Source organism: Pseudomonas sp. LBUM1668, from assembly GCF_059695715.1.
Genome location: NZ_CP166787.1, coordinates 3,626,388 through 3,643,098, shown reverse-complemented (window position 1 = coordinate 3,643,098; position 16,711 = coordinate 3,626,388). Strand labels below are relative to the sequence as shown.

Here is a 16,711-nt window from a genome sequence, read left to right as displayed (position 1 = left end):
GCCTTTTGGGTTACCTTTTCGGCGTTTGGAAAAGGTGACTCGCCGTAAGGGCGAAACCCTAATCAGCAACACCCGCAGCAACGGATATACACCCAAAACCCAAAACCCAAAACCCCAGACACAAAAACGCCCGGCATAAAGCCGGGCGTCTTGTATTGACCTGATTAGCGAGCGCGGTAAGTAATGCGCCCTTTGCTCAAGTCATAGGGCGTCAGCTCGACGCGCACTTTGTCACCGGTAAGAATACGAATGTAGTTCTTGCGCATCTTGCCGGAAATATGCGCGGTTACGACGTGCCCATTTTCCAACTCCACACGAAACATGGTGTTGGGCAGGGTGTCGACGACAGTGCCTTCCATTTCGAAGCTGTCTTCTTTCGACATGCAGTAAAGCCCTCGGTATCCAATGAATGGCCCGGTGCAACTGCGCCAGGCAAAAGCGGCGTGCATTGTGCCCGAAAAATGGTGTTTACGCCAAGGGGTTTACGGCTTGTCTTCAGTTCAGGATCACCCAGCGCTGATTAATCAACAGTTCGATGGGGCGATATTGGGTCTTGTAGTTCATCTTTTTGCAATTCTTGATCCAGTAACCGAGGTAGACCGCTTCAAGTCCGCGGCGCTGACTCTCGGCGATTTGCCACAGGATCGCGAAACGTCCCAGGCTGCGCCGTTCTTCGGCCGGTTCGTAAAAAGTGTAGACCGCCGACAAGCCGTTCGGCAGCAAATCGGTCACGGCTACCGCCAGCAACCGTCCGTCGAGTCGGAACTCGTAAAAGCGTGAGAAGGGCAGATCGCGCACCAGAAAAGTCGAGAATTGATCCCGGCTCGGCGGGTACATGTCGCCGTCGGCGTGACGCTGTTCGATGTAGCGCTGGTACAGCTCGAAGTATTCTTCACTGAAACCCGGTTTCGCCGGCTGTATCTGCAAGTCGGCGTTGCGCTTGAAAATCCGTTTCTGCTGACGATTCGGGGTGAACTGCGCCACCGGGATGCGTGCAGGCACGCACGCATTGCAATTCTGGCAATGGGGGCGGTACAGATGATCGCCGCTACGACGAAAGCCCATTTCCGACAGGTCTGCGTAGACGTGCACATCCATGGGCTGACTAGGGTCGAGAAACAGGGTCGTGGCCTGTTCCTCGGGCAGATAGCTGCAAGAGTGAGGCTGAGTGGCATAGAACTTCAACCGCGCCAACTCGGTCATGATCAACCCTCGGGATAAGCTGGTGAATTAAGTGTAAGCCACGCGCGCAAAAGTCGCTCAGCAAACCCAGGTGGCACGATTGGGTTGATCCAGATGCCGTGCCAGATAATCCGCGAATTCGTGGCGGGGAATCGCCCGGGCGCCGAGGCTCTGCAGGTGGTCGGTCGGCATCTGGCAGTCGATCAGCACGAATCCTGACTCTTGCAGATGCCGGACCAGCGTGGCAAAACCGTACTTGGAGGCATTGTCTGCGCGGCTGAACATCGATTCACCAAAAAAAAGCTGCCCCATCGCCAGCCCGTATAGGCCACCGACCAGTTCGCCCTGATCCCACACTTCCACCGAATGAGCGAAGCCGCGCCGGTGCAGTTCAACGTAGGCGTCTTGCATGGCCTCAGTGATCCAGGTGCCGTCGGCGTAATCCCGTGGCGCGGCGCAGGCGCGGATCACGGCTTCGAAGTCCTGATCGAAAGTCACCTCATAGCGCTCCTTGCGCAGCAATTTGCCCAGACTGCGCGAAACATGCAGTTCGTCGGGAAACAGCACGGTGCGAGGATCAGGCGACCACCAGAGAATCGGCTGGCCTTCGGAAAACCACGGAAAGCAGCCATGGCGATACGCCTGGATCAGGCGGTCGGCGGAGAGGTCGCCACCGGCGGCGAGCAATCCGTTGGGTTCGCGCATGGCCTTTTCCAGCGGCGGAAAAGTCAGGGAATTACGTTGTAACCAAGTCAGCATGGCATCCAGGCTTGCAGAAGGGGAGGGCGGCGCGGGCTGTTCTGCCCGCAGTAAAGTGTGCCGCGAAATGCGGCGAATGTCGTGCCGATCCTGCTCGACATTCGCGGTGTTGCAACTTGGCGCGCTGGATGCGGTCGTAAGCGAGCGCGGCGCGCCGGCCTGGAACATGTCTGCAGCGGGCCTGGCGGGCGATCTGCGGCAGTTCGCAGGGGCTGGGTGTCAATGCTTCGCTACGTTCATCAAATACACCTCATAAGCCTTTGTCACAAAAGACAATGCATGCTCAAATTGAGTCGCGGGTCTTGTGCGCTTGGCTATGCTCAATGCTGCGGGTCTGAAGCATGGCATCGGACGCACAAACCCGTACAATGCCGGGCTGTTACAGAATATTCGCTGGGCCGCGTGTTTATAGCTGTGTATGTAAAAGCCGCGGCTCAGTGTTAAAAGTAGTCTCAGTTGTGCCCGTCAACTTTTTTACCTGCCTGGATTGGGCAGTTTTTTATCGTCATTCAATAGATGGACGCGCCTCGGGCGCAGGAAAAGTAGCGTTTTGAAGAAATCCACCGAAGCACCAAAAACAGTCGTTCCGCTCTGGCGCCAACAGTTGCACTACCGGCTCAAGGAAGGTGCATTGATCGCCATCGGCGCGCTGTGCCTGTTCCTGATGATGGCTTTGCTGACCTACGGCAAGGACGATCCGGGCTGGAGCCACAACAGCAAGATCGACGACGTGCAGAACTTCGGCGGCCCGGCGGGCTCCTACAGCGCCGACATCCTGTTCATGGTGCTCGGTTACTTCGCCTACATCTTTCCGTTGCTGCTGGCGGTCAAGGCCTATCAGATCTTCCGTCAGCGCCACGAGCCATGGCAGTGGAGCGGCTGGCTGTTCTCCTGGCGCCTGATCGGTCTGGTGTTTCTGGTGCTGTCCGGCGCGGCGCTGGCACATATCCATTTTCACGCGGCCACCGGTCTGCCAGCCGGCGCGGGTGGTGCGCTGGGCGAAAGCCTTGGCGATCTGGCGAAGAACGCATTCAATATTCAGGGCAGCACGTTGCTGTTCATTGCGCTGTTTCTGTTCGGCCTGACGGTGTTCACCGACCTGTCGTGGTTCAAGGTGATGGACATCACCGGCAAGATCACCCTCGACCTGTTCGAACTGTTCCAAGGTGCGCTCAACCGCTGGTGGTCGGCCCGCACCGAGCGCAAGCAACTGGTTGCGCAACTGCGTGAAGTCGATGATCGCGTACATGATGTGGTCGCACCGACAGTCACCGACAAGCGTGAACAGGCCAAGGTCAAGGAACGCCTGATCGAACGTGAGCAGGCGCTGAGCAAGCACATGTCCGATCGCGAGAAACAGGTGCCGCCGGTCATCGCCCCGGCGCCGACCAAAGCGCCGGAGCCGAGCAAGCGCGTGCAGAAAGAGAAACAGGCACCGTTGTTTGTCGACAGTGCTGTGGAAGGCACCTTGCCGCCGATCTCGATCCTTGATCCTGCGGAAAAGAAACAACTCAATTACTCGCCGGAGTCGCTGGCAGCGGTCGGCCATTTGCTGGAGATCAAGCTCAAGGAGTTCGGCGTCGAAGTCACCGTAGACTCGATCCATCCGGGGCCGGTGATCACCCGTTACGAAATCCAGCCGGCTGCGGGCGTCAAGGTCAGCCGTATCTCCAATCTGGCAAAAGACCTGGCGCGCTCCCTGGCGGTGACCAGTGTGCGGGTGGTCGAGGTCATTCCCGGCAAGACTACCGTCGGTATCGAGATTCCCAACGAAGACCGGCAGATCGTGCGCTTCTCCGAAGTGCTGTCGACGCCCGAGTACGACAACTTCAAATCGCCGGTCACGCTGGCGCTGGGGCACGACATTGGCGGCAAACCGGTCATCACTGACCTGGCGAAGATGCCGCACTTGCTGGTGGCCGGTACGACCGGTTCCGGTAAGTCCGTGGGTGTTAACGCGATGATTCTGTCGATCCTGTTCAAGTCCGGCCCGGAAGACGCCAAGCTGATCATGATCGACCCCAAGATGCTCGAGCTGTCGATCTACGAAGGCATTCCGCACCTGCTGTGCCCGGTAGTGACCGACATGAAGGACGCCGCCAACGCCTTGCGCTGGAGCGTCGCCGAGATGGAACGTCGCTACAAGCTGATGGCGAAGATGGGCGTGCGTAACCTGTCCGGCTTCAACGCCAAGGTCAAGGAAGCCCAGGACGCCGGCGAGCCGCTGAGCGATCCTCTGTACAAGCGCGAAAGCATTCACGACGAAGCACCGTTGCTGCAAAAGCTGCCGACTATTGTCGTGGTCGTCGACGAATTCGCCGACATGATGATGATCGTCGGCAAGAAGGTTGAAGAGCTGATCGCCCGTATCGCCCAGAAGGCGCGTGCGGCGGGTATTCACTTGATTCTCGCGACACAGCGGCCGTCGGTGGACGTGATCACCGGTCTGATCAAGGCCAACATTCCGACCCGTATGGCGTTTCAGGTATCGAGCAAGATCGACTCGCGAACCATCATCGACCAGGGCGGCGCCGAACAACTGCTCGGCCACGGTGACATGCTCTACATGCCGCCGGGCACCAGTCTGCCGATCCGGGTTCACGGTGCGTTCGTGTCCGACGAAGAAGTCCATCGTGTGGTCGAAGCGTGGAAGCTGCGCGGCGCCCCGGAATACAACGACGACATCCTCAACGGTGTCGAAGAGGCGGGCAGCGGCTTTGAAGGCAGCAGCGGTGGCGGCGACGGTGACGATCCTGAGGCGGACGCACTGTATGACGAAGCCGTGCAGTTCGTGCTGGAAAGCCGTCGCGCGTCGATCTCCGCTGTACAACGCAAGCTGAAGATCGGCTACAACCGCGCCGCGCGAATGATCGAAGCCATGGAAATGGCCGGCGTCGTCACATCAATGAACACCAACGGTTCGCGTGAAGTCCTGGCCCCGGGCCCGGTACGCGACTGATAACAAAGCAAAAGGCGGGACAATGATGTTCCGCCGCTCTCCCACGAGTATTCAAGAGGACTCCCATGCGTCTTATCCGCATGCTGTTGCCAGTACTGGCGTTGACCACCCTCACGGCCCACGCCGATGACAAGGACGTGGCGCGTCTGACCCAATTGCTGGAAACATCCAAGACCCTGAGCGCAAACTTCTCGCAGCTGACCCTCGATGGCGGCGGCACGCAGTTGCAGGAAACCACCGGCAACATGACCTTGCAGCGTCCGGGCCTGTTCTACTGGCACACCAATGCGCCGGCCGAGCAGACCATGGTTTCCGACGGCAAGAAAGTCACCCTGTGGGACCCGGATCTTGAGCAGGCAACCATCAAGAAGCTCGACGAGCGTCTGACCCAGACCCCGGCGCTGCTGCTGTCCGGTGACGTGTCGAAGATCAGCCAGAGCTTCGACATCAGTGCGAAAGAGGCGGGCGGCGTGATCGATTTCACCCTCAAGCCGAAAACCAAGGACACCCTGTTCGACAACCTGCGCCTGTCGTTCCGCAACGGTCTGCTCAATGACATGCAACTGATCGACAGCGTTGGTCAGCGCACCAACATCCTGTTCACCGGGGTGAAGGCCAACGAGCCGGTGCCGGCATCGAAGTTCAAGTTCGACATCCCTAAGGGCGCTGACGTTATTCAGGAATAAACCCCGAACCTGTGGGAGGGGGGCTTTGTGATAAAGGCCTGCCTGGTGGGCTTTTGTGGTGAGGGGATTTATCCCCGATGGGCTGCGGAGCGGCCCCAAGAGCGGCGACTGCTTCGCAGCCGATCGGGGATAAATCCCCTCGCCACAGGGTCATCAACAGGTTTCAGAAAATCAGAGGTTTCAACGCTACGTGATGGATCTGTTTCGCAGTGCACCGATTGCCCAGCCACTGGCCGCGCGTTTGCGTGCGACCAATCTGGACGAGTACGTCGGTCAGGAGCACCTGCTGGCTCGCGGCAAACCTCTGCGTGAGGCGCTGGAGCAGGGTGCTCTGCATTCGATGATTTTCTGGGGGCCGCCGGGCGTGGGTAAAACCACGCTGGCGCGGTTGCTCGCGGAAGTCTCGGATGCGCACTTCGAAACGGTCTCGGCGGTGCTCGCCGGGGTCAAGGAGATCCGTCAGGCCGTTGAAATCGCCAAGCAGCAGGCCGGCCAGTACGGCAAGCGCACGATTCTGTTCGTCGATGAAGTGCACCGTTTCAACAAGTCCCAGCAGGACGCGTTCCTGCCGTACGTTGAAGACGGCACGCTGATCTTCATCGGCGCCACCACTGAAAATCCTTCGTTTGAACTCAACAACGCGCTGTTGTCGCGGGCCCGCGTCTACGTTCTGAAAAGCCTCGACGAAGCGGCGCTGCGCAAATTGGTGCATCGCGCGCTGACTGAAGAGCGCGGCTTGGGCAAACGTAACCTGACGTTGAACGACGAAGGCTTCCAGATGCTGCTGTCCGCCGCCGATGGCGATGGCCGACGTCTGCTCAATCTGCTGGAAAACGCCTCCGACCTTGCCGAAGATGACAGCGAGATCGGCACCGAACTGTTGCAAAGCCTGCTCGGCGACACCCGTCGGCGTTTCGACAAGGGCGGTGAAGCGTTCTACGACCAGATCTCCGCGCTGCACAAATCGGTGCGCGGCTCCAATCCCGACGGTGCGTTGTACTGGTTCGCGCGGATGATCGACGGCGGTTGTGATCCGCTGTACCTGGCCCGGCGCGTGGTGCGTATGGCCAGCGAAGACATCGGCAACGCCGACCCCCGCGCCCTCAGCCTGTGTCTGGCTGCATGGGAAGTGCAGGAGCGCCTCGGCAGCCCGGAAGGCGAGTTGGCGGTGGCCCAGGCCATCACCTATCTGGCCTGTGCGCCAAAAAGCAACGCGGTGTACATGGGCTTCAAGACCGCGCTGCGCGCCGCCGCGGAAAACGGCTCGCTGGAAGTGCCACTGCATCTGCGCAACGCGCCGACCAAATTGATGAAACAACTGGGTTATGGCGATGAATACCGTTATGCCCACGACGAGCCGGACGCTTACGCCGCGGGCGAAGACTATTTTCCGGAAGAGCTTGAGCCGATCCCGTTCTATCAGCCAGTGCCCCGAGGCCTTGAGTTGAAGATCGGCGAAAAGCTCAATCACCTCGCGCAACTCGATCGTTTAAGCCCAAGACAGCGGAGAAAATAGTGATTCCATTGATTGTTGCGGTCTCCGTCGGCGGGGTCGCCGGCACGTTGTTGCGCTTCGCCACCGGCAATTGGGTCACCGCCAATTGGCCGCGGCACTTCTATACCGCGACGCTGGCCGTTAATATCGTGGGCTGTCTGCTGATCGGCGTGTTGTACGGCCTGTTTTTGATACGCCCGGAAGTGCCGATCGAGGTACGCGCCGGGTTGATGGTTGGCTTCCTCGGGGGGCTGACGACTTTTTCATCCTTTTCACTGGATACGGTGCGCCTGCTGGAAAGCGGGCAAGTACCGCTGGCTCTGGGCTATGCGGCACTCAGCGTATTCGGCGGGCTGCTCGCAACGTGGGCTGGCCTGTCTTTGACCAAACTTTGATAACGAGAAACCGACATGCTCGATTCCAAACTGTTACGTAGCAACCTTCAGGACGTAGCGGACCGCCTGGCTTCCCGTGGCTATGCCCTGGATACCGCGCGCATCGAAGCGCTGGAAGAACAGCGCAAGACCGTCCAGACCCGCACCGAAGCACTGCAGGCTGAGCGTAACGCGCGTTCCAAATCCATCGGTCAGGCCAAACAGCGCGGCGAAGACATCGCGCCGTTGATGGCGGACGTCGAGCGCATGGCAGGCGAATTGAGCGCCGGTAAAGTCGAACTGGACGCGATCCAGACCGAACTGGACTCGATCCTGCTCGGCATCCCGAACCTGCCGCACGAATCCGTTCCAGTCGGCAAAGACGAAGACGACAACGTTGAAGTGCGCCGCTGGGGTACGCCGACTGCGTTTGATTTTGAAGTCAAAGACCACGTAGCCCTGGGCGAGAAGTTCGGCTGGCTGGATTTTGAAACCGCCGCCAAGCTGTCCGGCGCACGTTTCGCTCTGTTGCGTGGCCCGATTGCTCGTCTGCACCGCGCACTGGCGCAGTTCATGATCAACCTGCACGTCAACGAGCACGGCTATGAAGAGGCCTACACGCCTTACCTGGTCCAGGCCCCGGCGCTGCAAGGCACCGGTCAACTGCCGAAGTTCGAAGAAGATCTGTTCAAGATCGCCCGCGAAGGCGAAGCCGATCTGTACCTGATCCCGACCGCCGAAGTGTCGCTGACCAACATTGTTGCTGGCGAAATCGTCGATTCGAAACTGCTGCCGATCAAGTTTGTTGCGCACACGCCGTGCTTCCGTAGCGAAGCGGGCGCGTCGGGTCGTGACACCCGCGGCATGATCCGTCAACACCAGTTCGACAAGGTTGAAATGGTCCAGATCGTTGAGCCATCGACTTCGATGGAAGCGCTGGAAGGCCTGACTGCCAACGCCGAGAAAGTCCTGCAGTTGCTGGGCCTGCCTTACCGCACCCTGGCGCTGTGCACTGGCGACATGGGCTTCAGCGCGGTCAAGACTTACGACCTCGAAGTGTGGATCCCGAGCCAGGACAAGTACCGCGAAATTTCGTCGTGCTCCAACTGCGGCGATTTCCAGGCCCGTCGCATGCAGGCGCGTTTCCGCAACCCGGAAACCGGCAAGCCTGAGCTGGTACACACCCTGAATGGCTCTGGCCTGGCGGTCGGTCGTACCCTCGTTGCCGTGCTGGAAAACTATCAGCAGGCCGACGGTTCGATCCGCGTGCCGGACGTACTGAAGCCGTACATGGGTGGCCTTGAGGTCATCGGCTAAATGAAGTATCTGCCGCTGTTTCACAACCTGCGCGGCAGTCGTGTGTTGGTCGTCGGTGGGGGGGAAATTGCCTTGCGCAAATCCCGCCTGCTGGCCGACGCCGGTGCGCTGCTGCGGGTGGTCGCACCTGAAATCGAAACGCAACTGCGTGTATTGGTGGTCGCCAGTGGCGGCGAGTGCCTGTTGCGCGGTTACGCCGAAGCGGATCTGGACAGCTGCGTGCTGATTATCGCCGCCACCGACGACGAAACGCTGAATGCACAGGTCTCCACCGATGCTCATCGGCGTTGCGTGCCGGTCAACGTGGTCGATGCGCCTGCCTTGTGCAGCGTGATCTTCCCGGCCATCGTCGACCGCTCGCCGCTGATTGTCGCGATCTCCAGCGGCGGCGACGCGCCGGTGCTGGCCCGTTTGATCCGCGCCAAGATCGAAACCTGGATTCCTTCCACCTACGGCCAATTGGCCGGTCTGGCGGCGCGTTTCCGCAATCAGGTGAAAAACCTGTTTCCGGATGTGCAGCAGCGTCGCGGGTTCTGGGAAGACGTCTTTCAAGGCCCGATTGCCGATCGGCAACTGGCCGGCCAAGGCACTGAAGCCGAACGTCTGTTGCAAGCCAAGATCGACGGCGAAGCGACCATCACCACCGGTGAGGTGTATCTGGTCGGCGCAGGTCCGGGCGATCCGGATTTGCTGACCTTCAAGGCTTTGCGTCTGATGCAGCAAGCCGATGTGGTGTTGTACGACCGTCTGGTCGCACCGGCGATTCTTGAGCTGTGCCGTCGCGATGCCGAGCGGGTATATGTCGGCAAGCGCCGCGCCGATCACGCTGTGCCGCAGGATCAGATCAATCAGCAACTGGTCGATCTGGCCAAGGCCGGCAAGCGGGTGGTGCGGTTGAAGGGCGGCGATCCGTTTATCTTCGGCCGTGGTGGCGAAGAGATTGAAGAGCTGGCGGCCCACGGCATTCCATTTCAAGTGGTGCCGGGCATTACCGCGGCGAGCGGTTGCGCGGCGTATGCCGGGATTCCGCTGACCCATCGCGATCACGCGCAGTCGGTGCGATTTGTCACCGGGCATTTGAAGGACGGCTCCACCGATCTACCGTGGGCCGACCTTGTCGCGCCGGCGCAGACGCTGGTGTTCTACATGGGCCTGGTGGGCTTGCCGGTCATTTGCGAGCAGTTGATCAAGCATGGTCGCTCGGCGGATACCCCGGCGGCGTTGATTCAGCAGGGCACTACGGTCAATCAGCGGGTCTTTACTGGCACGCTGGCCGATTTGCCGCGTTTGGTGGCGGAGCATGAAGTGCATGCGCCGACATTGGTGATCGTCGGCGAAGTGGTGCAGCTGCGCGAGAAACTGGCGTGGTTTGAAGGGGCTCAGGCGCAAGTCTGAGTCAAAGCAAAAAGATCGCAGCCTTCGGCAGCTCCTACAGGGAACGCATTCTCATGTAGGAGCTGTCGAAGGCTGCGATCTTTTGCTTTTGTGGTTAGCCCTTAGACCAAACCCCTTTCCCGCTCAGCCGCGCCCGGTCATGGGCCACAGTGAAATCCTGCTCCGGCCCCTTCGGCACAACCCCTGTCGGGTTGATCGTCTTGTGGCTGCCGTAGTAGTGGTTCTTGATGTGCTGGAAATCCACGGTTTCGGCGATCCCCGGCCACTGATAAAGCTCACGCAGCCAGTTCGACAGATTCGGGTAATCGGCGATCCGCCGCAGGTTGCACTTGAAGTGGCCGTGATACACCGCGTCAAACCGGATTATCGTGGTGAACAGACGAATATCCGCTTCAGTCAGGTACTCACCCGACAGATAACGGTTGGCATCCAATACCTGTTCCAGGTGATCGAGTTCGGCAAACACTTCATCGAACGCCTCTTCATAAGCCTGTTGCGAGGTGGCGAACCCGGCGCGATAGACACCGTTATTGACCGCCGGATAAATCCGCTCGTTCAAGGCATCGATCTCGCTACGCAGCGGCGCCGGGTAGAAGTCCAGATCATTGCCGGTCAGACCATCGAATGCGCTGTTGAACATGCGGATGATCTCCGCCGATTCATTGCTGACGATGCGTTTGAGTTTTTTGTCCCACAGCACCGGCACGGTAACGCGCCCGGTGTAGTTCGGCGTGTCGGCGGTGTAGCGCTGGTGCATGAAGTCGAAGTGGTCGAGCTTGTCGCCGGTCGAGCCGAGCGCGGTGTCGAAGGTCCAGCCGTTTTCCAGCATCAGCCAACTGACCACGGAAACGTCGATCAGGCTTTCCAGGCCTTTGAGTTTGCGCAGGATCAGTGTGCGATGCGCCCACGGGCAGGCGAGCGAAACGTAGAGGTGATAGCGTCCGGCCTCGGCAGCAAAGCCGCCTTCGCCGCTCGGGCCTGGCTGGCCGTCGGCGGTGACCCAGTTGCGCCGTTGCGCCTGTTCGCGCTGGAACGCGCCATCCTTGCTGCTTTCGTACCACTTGTCCTGCCAGCGGCCATCAACGAGTAAACCCATGATCAAGACTCCGTAAACCAATAAGCGTTGGAGTGGAGTCTATTCCGATGAGTTCGAACAAAAAGCGCAAAGATCGGGCGCGAATGATCGGTTAAATCGATTTATCCCGCGCCGCCCAGAATTGCTCGGCCGTCTCAAACGCCTGCTCACGGGGTTGGCCGAGACCACGCAACGCCAACGCCATGGTCGAAATCAGCGCCATTTGCGGATAGCTGTCAACCACATCGCCGCGCCATACGGCTTTCAGATGCTCAACATCCAGAGAGGCTGGTTTGACGTGACGTTGCGCCGACAATTGCGGCCATTCCTCGTCCCAGCTCTCGCCGCCCGTGGTGCCGTAGAGATGGCTGTCAGCATCCGGGTTGATTTCAATTTCACCGCCATCGCCCTTGACCACAATCGCCGTATCGCCGAGCAAACCGCTGGCATCGCGGTGCACGGCTTGATAACCGGGGTGGAAGATACTTTGCAGACCGCAGCGCGCGCCCAGCGGATTGAGAATCCGCGCCAGCGAGTGGATCGGCGAGCGCAGGCCCAGGGTGTTGCGCAAATCGATCATCTTCTGCAATTGCGGCGCCCAGTCCACCAGTGGCATGAACGCCAGACCGCCGTTGTCCAGCGCCGTACCCGCTTGCTGCCAGTTGCGGCACAAAGGGATGCTCAGCTCCCCAAGCAGTTGCTCGCTGTACAGACGCCCGGCAGTGTGCGCGCCGCCGCCATGCATGAAGATGCGCACGCCGTTCTGCGCCAGGCACTTGGCCGCCAGCAGATACCACGGCAGATGCCGCTTCTTGCCCGCGTAGGTTGGCCAGTCCAGATCGACATTCAAGGCTGGTGCCTGCAAACGCTCACGCAGCGCTTCGGTGAAACCGGCCATTTCCTCGGCGCTTTCTTCCTTGTGTCGCAGCAGCATCAAAAAGGCACCGAGCTGGGTGTCTTCGACCTTGTCGTCGAGCACCATGCCCATTGCTTCCCGGGCCTCGACGCGAGTCAGGTCGCGAGCGCCACGCTTGCCCTTGCCAAGGATTCGCACGAACTGGGCGAATGGATGCTCGGCGGGCGTTTCGAGGGTCAGCGCTGGATAGTCGGTCATAGGCAATTCGTCGGTTTGGGCAGGCCCGCCAGTTTCGCGGCGAGTTTGGCAGGGGTGCCTTTGAACAGTCGGTTCAGGTGCAGGCTGTTGCCTTTGTCCACGCCGAGTTTCAGCGCGGTGTACTTGATCAGCGGCCGCGTGGCCGGGGACAGCTGGAATTCTGCATAGAAGCTGCGCAGCAGTTCGAGGATTTCCCAGTGCTCGGCGGTCAATTCGATGTCTTCAGCGGCGGCGAGGGCACTGGCGACGTCTGCCGACCAATCGCTGAGGTCGACGAGAAAGCCGTCCTTGTCCAGTTCGATGGCGCGGGCGCCGACGGTCATGGAATTCATAGCCAACTGTTGACCTTGTCGTGGTGAATCGACAGCTCGACGAAGGCCGGATAATCGATGGCTTCGGCCCAGTCCGGAGTGTCGATGGCGCGAGCCACCATATCTTCGGCCAGAACCAATAATCTGATTTGGCGGCTTTGCAGTTCGGTAAACGGCGCGGTACCCGGTTGCAACGCGTAGACCGCGTCGCCGGATAGCAGCAACGCATCAGCGCTGCCGATCAACCGCAGGCAACTGCTCAGGCGATCGTCGCCGAACGGGGAATGAGACAACACATGCAAAGTCGACATCAGAGGGTGATCACCTGGTCGTAACGGTCAATAAGGGCGGTGATTTGCTCGGGGGCGAGCGGTGCTGCTTCGTCCAGCGACAATTTGCCAAGGCCGCGAGCGCTGGCACTGTCGGCGCAATAGAACAGCTCTTCGACGCCAAACATCGGCAGCGCTTGCAGGTTGGCACTCAGGTCTTTCTGTTGCAGAACCTTGGCGTTTTGCCCTGCGGCCAGTTGCAGCACGCCGTCATCGAGAAACAGCAGGCCGATCGGCAGATCGAAAGCGCCGCCGGCCAGCACGATGTCCAGCGCTTCGCGGGCAGCAGGGCCGGACCACGGCGACTGGCGGCTGATGATCAACAAGGATTTGGCCATCTCAAGACCCTCCGAAACAGATCAGGCGGTCGGCGTCTTGCACCGCGTCATGCAACTGACCGAGGCCAGACAATTCCCATGGTGCGCTGACGGACACGGCATCTCGCTGATAGCGCTGGGCCTCTTCGGCATTCAGCACCCCGCGGCGCAGGGCGGCGGCGATGCACACCACGCCATCCAGTTGTTGCTCGCTGATGAATGCGCGCCATTGTTTGGGCAGGTCCAGCTCGTCCTGCGGCGTGACCACCGCGTCAGAGGCGTTGTAGACGCCGTCCTGATAGAAAAACAGCCGGACAATCTCATGCCCGCCGGCCAGTGCGGCCTGCGCAAACAGCAGGGCTCGGCGCGAGGAGGGCGCATGGGCGGCGGAAAACAGCGCAATGGCGAACTTCATGACGGACTCGATCAGCAAAACTGCGGGCATGATAAAGCTTTATCGGCGCAGTCGCGAAACCCAAGTTGCTTCTGGCCATAACCCTGTAGGAGCTGTCGAGTGAAACGAGGCTGCGATCTTTTGATCTTGAAAAGCAGGATCAACAGATCGCAGCGTGCCGCAGTTCCTACAGGGGATCGTGTTCTCAACGGGGCATGTAGCCCAATTGCCAGCGTCGGGGAATTGTCAGGGACAGCAACCCCACCACTGCCGCTAGCAAACCGCTGACGAACATCGCCTTGAGCCCCAGATGATGTTCCAGTAGCGCACCCAGAATCGCGCCAATGAACATCCCGCTCCACGGCACCAACTGCACTCGCCAACCGCCGCGGCGTTCGCCGAGCATCCAGCGGCCCAGTCCACGTCCAAATCGCGACAGCGCCCCGGTCACGTAGGTCAGCCCGACCGGAAGGCCGTTCACTTCCTCGACGGCGGCGTTAAGCATGCCCATCGCGATGATTGCCGCCAGCAGCGCCGGCAGTTGTGCCTCAATCGGTAACGCTGCCGCCATGCAGAGCAGGGTGGCGATGCACAGCAGCAAGGGTAGCGTTCGCCGCCCGCCCAGCCTTGCGACCACCACGCCCAGGGCATTACCGAGGACAAACGTGGCCACCAGAATGACCAGACGCAACGTCAGCCCCATGTCGCCATCACTGATCGCCACGGCCAGGCGTGTGGTATTGCCGCTCATGAACGAGACGAAATCGCCGCTGGCCATAAAGCCGATAGCATCCGTCATCCCGGCCAGCACCGACAGGCTGGCCACCAGCGCCAGTCCCACACGACCGCGCCATTTCTGCTTGTGCAGATGGCCGGGACTGGCACGGTGGGTCGAGGTTGAGGGCAGCATCGGTGCGGATATCCTTGAGCAATGATTACGGTTCTATGCCATACAGATCGCAGTATTCCAGCCAATCCATCCCGGCCATTTCCGCGACTTCGCGATGCACTTCCAGACGTTGCGCCTGATACTCTTCAGGCGTCTCGGCCGTCAGTTGCAAGGTCAGTTCCCAGGCAAACAAGCCTCGACTTTCCGCCTCGGCCTCAAACGCCTCATGCAGGCGCTCCTCGCGATATTGCGCCTGGGTTTCACCTTTGGCCTGGGCCAGCAATGGATTGAGATGGTCGAGGGTTTCGCGCAAGTCGGGGTGCGCGTCGAGAAACAGTTTCAGAGCGTGTTCATGTCGCTGGTCGGTAGGCGCCATGTGTTTTCCTTGTGAGGCTGATGACCTTAGGTTGCCGCAGCTGCCCGCGCGTGTCGCGCTATAAATGCAGTAAAGCAGAACGATTCCTACTGCTGCGGTGATACAGTCCGCTTTTTTGTGAATGAGCGAATGCAATGCGAATTCTGATGGTGGCGTTGGCCGCGACGGTGCTGGCCGGTTGCGCGGGTTCGGTGATGGACAATGCCCGCACCCAAACCCCAAACAAGGTTCTGACCTCGAACAAACCCGAAAAAAACGTGGCCCAGTGCGTGCAATTCGCCTGGCAGGACGAAGCCGTGTTCGGCGTCGATGCCGGGGCTTATCTGCAGCCGGGCAAGAAGGGCGGCTCGACGGTGTACACGCGCTCGGCGGAGTCGTTTGTCGATGTGAGTACGGATGCCTCCGGCACGGTGTTGAACTACTACGCGCAGAAGGATGATTTTGTTGCCAAGCGACGGTTGGCGGCGTTGGCGACTTGTCTCTAATGTCAGTCAGTTGCCCTATGCGGTGACTTCAATGGCCCCATCGCGGGCAAGCCCGCTCCCACAATGTATGTGTCGCTCACAAAACCTGTGGGAGCGGGCTTGCCCGCGATGGGGCCAGTCGATTCAACCCATCAAGCGTTTCTGGAAATAATGCCGCTTGTGCCCAGGCGGATAGTCAACGATCTCCCCGAACTGGCTGAACCCAAGCTTCTTGTAGAACTCCGGCGCCTGAAAACTGAAGGTGTCCAGCCAGATGCCCAGGCAGTTCTTGTCCCTGGCCATCGCTTCGGCCATGACCATCAGCTCCGAGCCGATTCCCTGTCCCCGACCCTGCTCCGGGACTGACAGCAATTCAACGTACATCCACTGAAAAATCACCCGACCATACAATCCGCCGAGAATCGCGTCGTGCTCATCGCGCACCATCAGGGCGAAGGGCTCCGATTTCGAGCCACCCGTCTGGGCGTCGTTGTAGGCGATCAAAGGCTGGAGAATGGCCTGACGTTGTTCTTCCGTGGGGTTTTGCGACAACTCGATGCGCAAGTTCATGCAGGACTTCCTTGTGGTGTGAGCCCCCAGCCTATCCTGCGCGAGGGGTGTCCTCCAAGCCCCTGTTCAACCCCGTGGAACCGTCGCTCCCGCGCTGCGGTCTAGCATTCACAGCGTCATTTCAGAACGCGATTGATGAGGACCCTCCATGAATATTTTCGAAGCCCTTCGTGAAAGCCATGATCGCCAGCGCAGCTACGCCGAAAACCTGATCAAAACCAGTGGCGATACCCCTGAAAGGGCCGAGGCGTACAAGCAGCTCAAAGCCGAGTTGCAAGCCCACGAAACTGCCGAGGAACGCCACTTCTATATCCCGCTGATGGCGTTCGATAACGGTGTTGACCTTAGCCGGCACGCCATCGCCGAGCACCATGAGATGGACGAAATGATGGAAGAGCTGGACGAGACCGAGATGTCTAGCCCGGCATGGCTGGCGACTGCCAAAAAGCTCTCGGACAAGGTCCATCACCACCTCAAGGAAGAGGAGCAGAAGTTCTTCCAGATGGCCGGCAAATTGCTTAGCGAAAAGCAGAAAGAACAGTTGGCCGGGGAATACGAAAAGGAGTTCAAAGCTCAGTTAGGTTGAGTTGAGAAGGGCGGCTTTTGCAGCGTCGGCGTGTAATCCTTTTGCCATACGCGGTGTGGGTGTTTTCGCAGTACGCTGTATATGCATACAGTGTTTGTTGGTATTTTGAGCGTGACGGT

General features: G+C 59.7%; 20 protein-coding genes. 8 read left to right on the top strand and 12 right to left on the bottom strand.

Annotation, left to right across the window (positions count from 1 at the left end):
- Positions 1-164 precede the first annotated feature (164 nt).
- The 3 genes from infA to aat all read right to left on the bottom strand — a co-directional run bounded on the left by infA (position 165) and on the right by aat (position 1,941).
- Positions 165-383, bottom strand: a complete 219-nt coding sequence (gene infA / locus ACA061_RS16360) for a translation initiation factor IF-1 (protein ID WP_002553999.1) — start codon at positions 381-383, stop codon at positions 165-167.
- Positions 384-495: 112 nt separating this feature from the next.
- On the bottom strand, positions 496-1,203 hold the full coding sequence (locus ACA061_RS16355; protein ID WP_150604181.1) for an arginyltransferase: 708 nt from the start codon (positions 1,201-1,203) through the stop codon (positions 496-498).
- A gap of 57 nt (positions 1,204-1,260) precedes the next feature.
- On the bottom strand, positions 1,261-1,941 hold the full coding sequence (aat, locus tag ACA061_RS16350; RefSeq protein ID WP_210553059.1) for a leucyl/phenylalanyl-tRNA--protein transferase: 681 nt from the start codon (positions 1,939-1,941) through the stop codon (positions 1,261-1,263).
- Positions 1,942-2,491: 550 nt separating this feature from the next.
- Here aat and ACA061_RS16345 point away from each other — a divergent pair.
- From ACA061_RS16345 to cysG, 6 genes are all read left to right on the top strand, one after another.
- Positions 2,492-4,900 (top strand): DNA translocase FtsK, encoded by a 2,409-nt coding sequence (locus tag ACA061_RS16345; RefSeq protein ID WP_150604183.1) that lies wholly within the window; start codon positions 2,492-2,494, stop codon positions 4,898-4,900.
- A gap of 65 nt (positions 4,901-4,965) precedes the next feature.
- On the top strand, positions 4,966-5,586 hold the full coding sequence (gene lolA, locus ACA061_RS16340; protein WP_042559849.1) for an outer membrane lipoprotein periplasmic chaperone LolA: 621 nt from the start codon (positions 4,966-4,968) through the stop codon (positions 5,584-5,586).
- 193 nt (positions 5,587-5,779) lie between these two features.
- The gene (locus ACA061_RS16335) at positions 5,780-7,102 is read left to right on the top strand and encodes a replication-associated recombination protein A (RefSeq protein WP_042559848.1); all 1,323 of its coding nucleotides are present in this window, start codon (positions 5,780-5,782) and stop codon (positions 7,100-7,102) included.
- Positions 7,102-7,476: a fluoride efflux transporter CrcB gene (crcB, locus tag ACA061_RS16330; RefSeq protein WP_150615234.1), complete on the top strand. Its 375-nt coding sequence runs from the start codon at positions 7,102-7,104 to the stop codon at positions 7,474-7,476. Before ACA061_RS16335 ends, crcB begins: the two co-directional genes overlap by 1 nt.
- Positions 7,477-7,491: 15 nt before the next feature.
- A complete protein-coding gene (serS, locus tag ACA061_RS16325) occupies positions 7,492-8,772 on the top strand; it encodes a serine--tRNA ligase (protein ID WP_150592299.1) in 1,281 nt (426 codons plus the stop codon).
- Positions 8,773-10,167: a siroheme synthase CysG gene (gene cysG / locus ACA061_RS16320; protein WP_497299633.1), complete on the top strand. Its 1,395-nt coding sequence runs from the start codon at positions 8,773-8,775 to the stop codon at positions 10,165-10,167. It abuts the gene before it with no gap.
- A gap of 94 nt (positions 10,168-10,261) precedes the next feature.
- Here the strand turns inward: cysG and ACA061_RS16315 are convergent, their stop codons facing one another.
- The 8 genes from ACA061_RS16315 to ACA061_RS16280 all read right to left on the bottom strand — a co-directional run bounded on the left by ACA061_RS16315 (position 10,262) and on the right by ACA061_RS16280 (position 14,972).
- Complete coding sequence (locus ACA061_RS16315) at positions 10,262-11,263, bottom strand: glutathione S-transferase family protein (RefSeq protein WP_497299632.1); 1,002 nt, start codon at positions 11,261-11,263, stop codon at positions 10,262-10,264.
- Positions 11,264-11,354: 91 nt separating this feature from the next.
- The gene (locus ACA061_RS16310) at positions 11,355-12,356 is read right to left on the bottom strand and encodes a glycosyl transferase family protein (RefSeq protein WP_210699762.1); all 1,002 of its coding nucleotides are present in this window, start codon (positions 12,354-12,356) and stop codon (positions 11,355-11,357) included.
- A complete protein-coding gene (locus ACA061_RS16305; protein ID WP_497299631.1) occupies positions 12,353-12,688 on the bottom strand; it encodes a TusE/DsrC/DsvC family sulfur relay protein in 336 nt (111 codons plus the stop codon). The genes ACA061_RS16310 and ACA061_RS16305 overlap by 4 nt, the downstream gene beginning before the upstream one ends.
- Entirely contained in the window at positions 12,685-12,978 is a 294-nt protein-coding gene (tusB, locus tag ACA061_RS16300) for a sulfurtransferase complex subunit TusB (RefSeq protein ID WP_497299630.1), read from the bottom strand. The genes ACA061_RS16305 and tusB overlap by 4 nt, the downstream gene beginning before the upstream one ends.
- Complete coding sequence (tusC, locus tag ACA061_RS16295) at positions 12,978-13,334, bottom strand: sulfurtransferase complex subunit TusC (protein ID WP_497299629.1); 357 nt, start codon at positions 13,332-13,334, stop codon at positions 12,978-12,980. The genes tusB and tusC overlap by 1 nt, the downstream gene beginning before the upstream one ends.
- 1 nt (position 13,335) lies before the next feature.
- Positions 13,336-13,728, bottom strand: coding sequence for a sulfurtransferase complex subunit TusD (gene tusD / locus ACA061_RS16290; protein ID WP_210553053.1), 393 nt, complete (start codon positions 13,726-13,728; stop codon positions 13,336-13,338).
- A 184-nt stretch (positions 13,729-13,912) separates the two neighbouring features.
- Entirely contained in the window at positions 13,913-14,617 is a 705-nt protein-coding gene (locus ACA061_RS16285) for a YoaK family protein (RefSeq protein ID WP_210699764.1), read from the bottom strand.
- A 25-nt stretch (positions 14,618-14,642) separates the two neighbouring features.
- Positions 14,643-14,972 carry a DUF6388 family protein gene (locus tag ACA061_RS16280; protein WP_210553051.1) on the bottom strand — a complete coding sequence of 110 codons (330 nt, stop codon included), beginning with the start codon at positions 14,970-14,972 and terminating at the stop codon, positions 14,643-14,645.
- A 134-nt stretch (positions 14,973-15,106) separates the two neighbouring features.
- Here ACA061_RS16280 and ACA061_RS16275 point away from each other — a divergent pair, with 134 nt between their 5' ends.
- On the top strand, positions 15,107-15,457 hold the full coding sequence (locus ACA061_RS16275; RefSeq protein ID WP_150597235.1) for a hypothetical protein: 351 nt from the start codon (positions 15,107-15,109) through the stop codon (positions 15,455-15,457).
- A gap of 123 nt (positions 15,458-15,580) precedes the next feature.
- Here ACA061_RS16275 and ACA061_RS16270 read toward each other — a convergent pair whose 3' ends face one another.
- Positions 15,581-16,006, bottom strand: a complete 426-nt coding sequence (locus tag ACA061_RS16270; protein WP_210553050.1) for a GNAT family N-acetyltransferase — start codon at positions 16,004-16,006, stop codon at positions 15,581-15,583.
- A 148-nt stretch (positions 16,007-16,154) separates the two neighbouring features.
- On the opposite strand from ACA061_RS16270, the gene ACA061_RS16265 reads away from it, so the two are divergent.
- Entirely contained in the window at positions 16,155-16,592 is a 438-nt protein-coding gene (locus ACA061_RS16265; RefSeq protein WP_497299628.1) for a hemerythrin domain-containing protein, read from the top strand.
- The last annotated feature ends 119 nt before the right edge of the window (positions 16,593-16,711 follow it).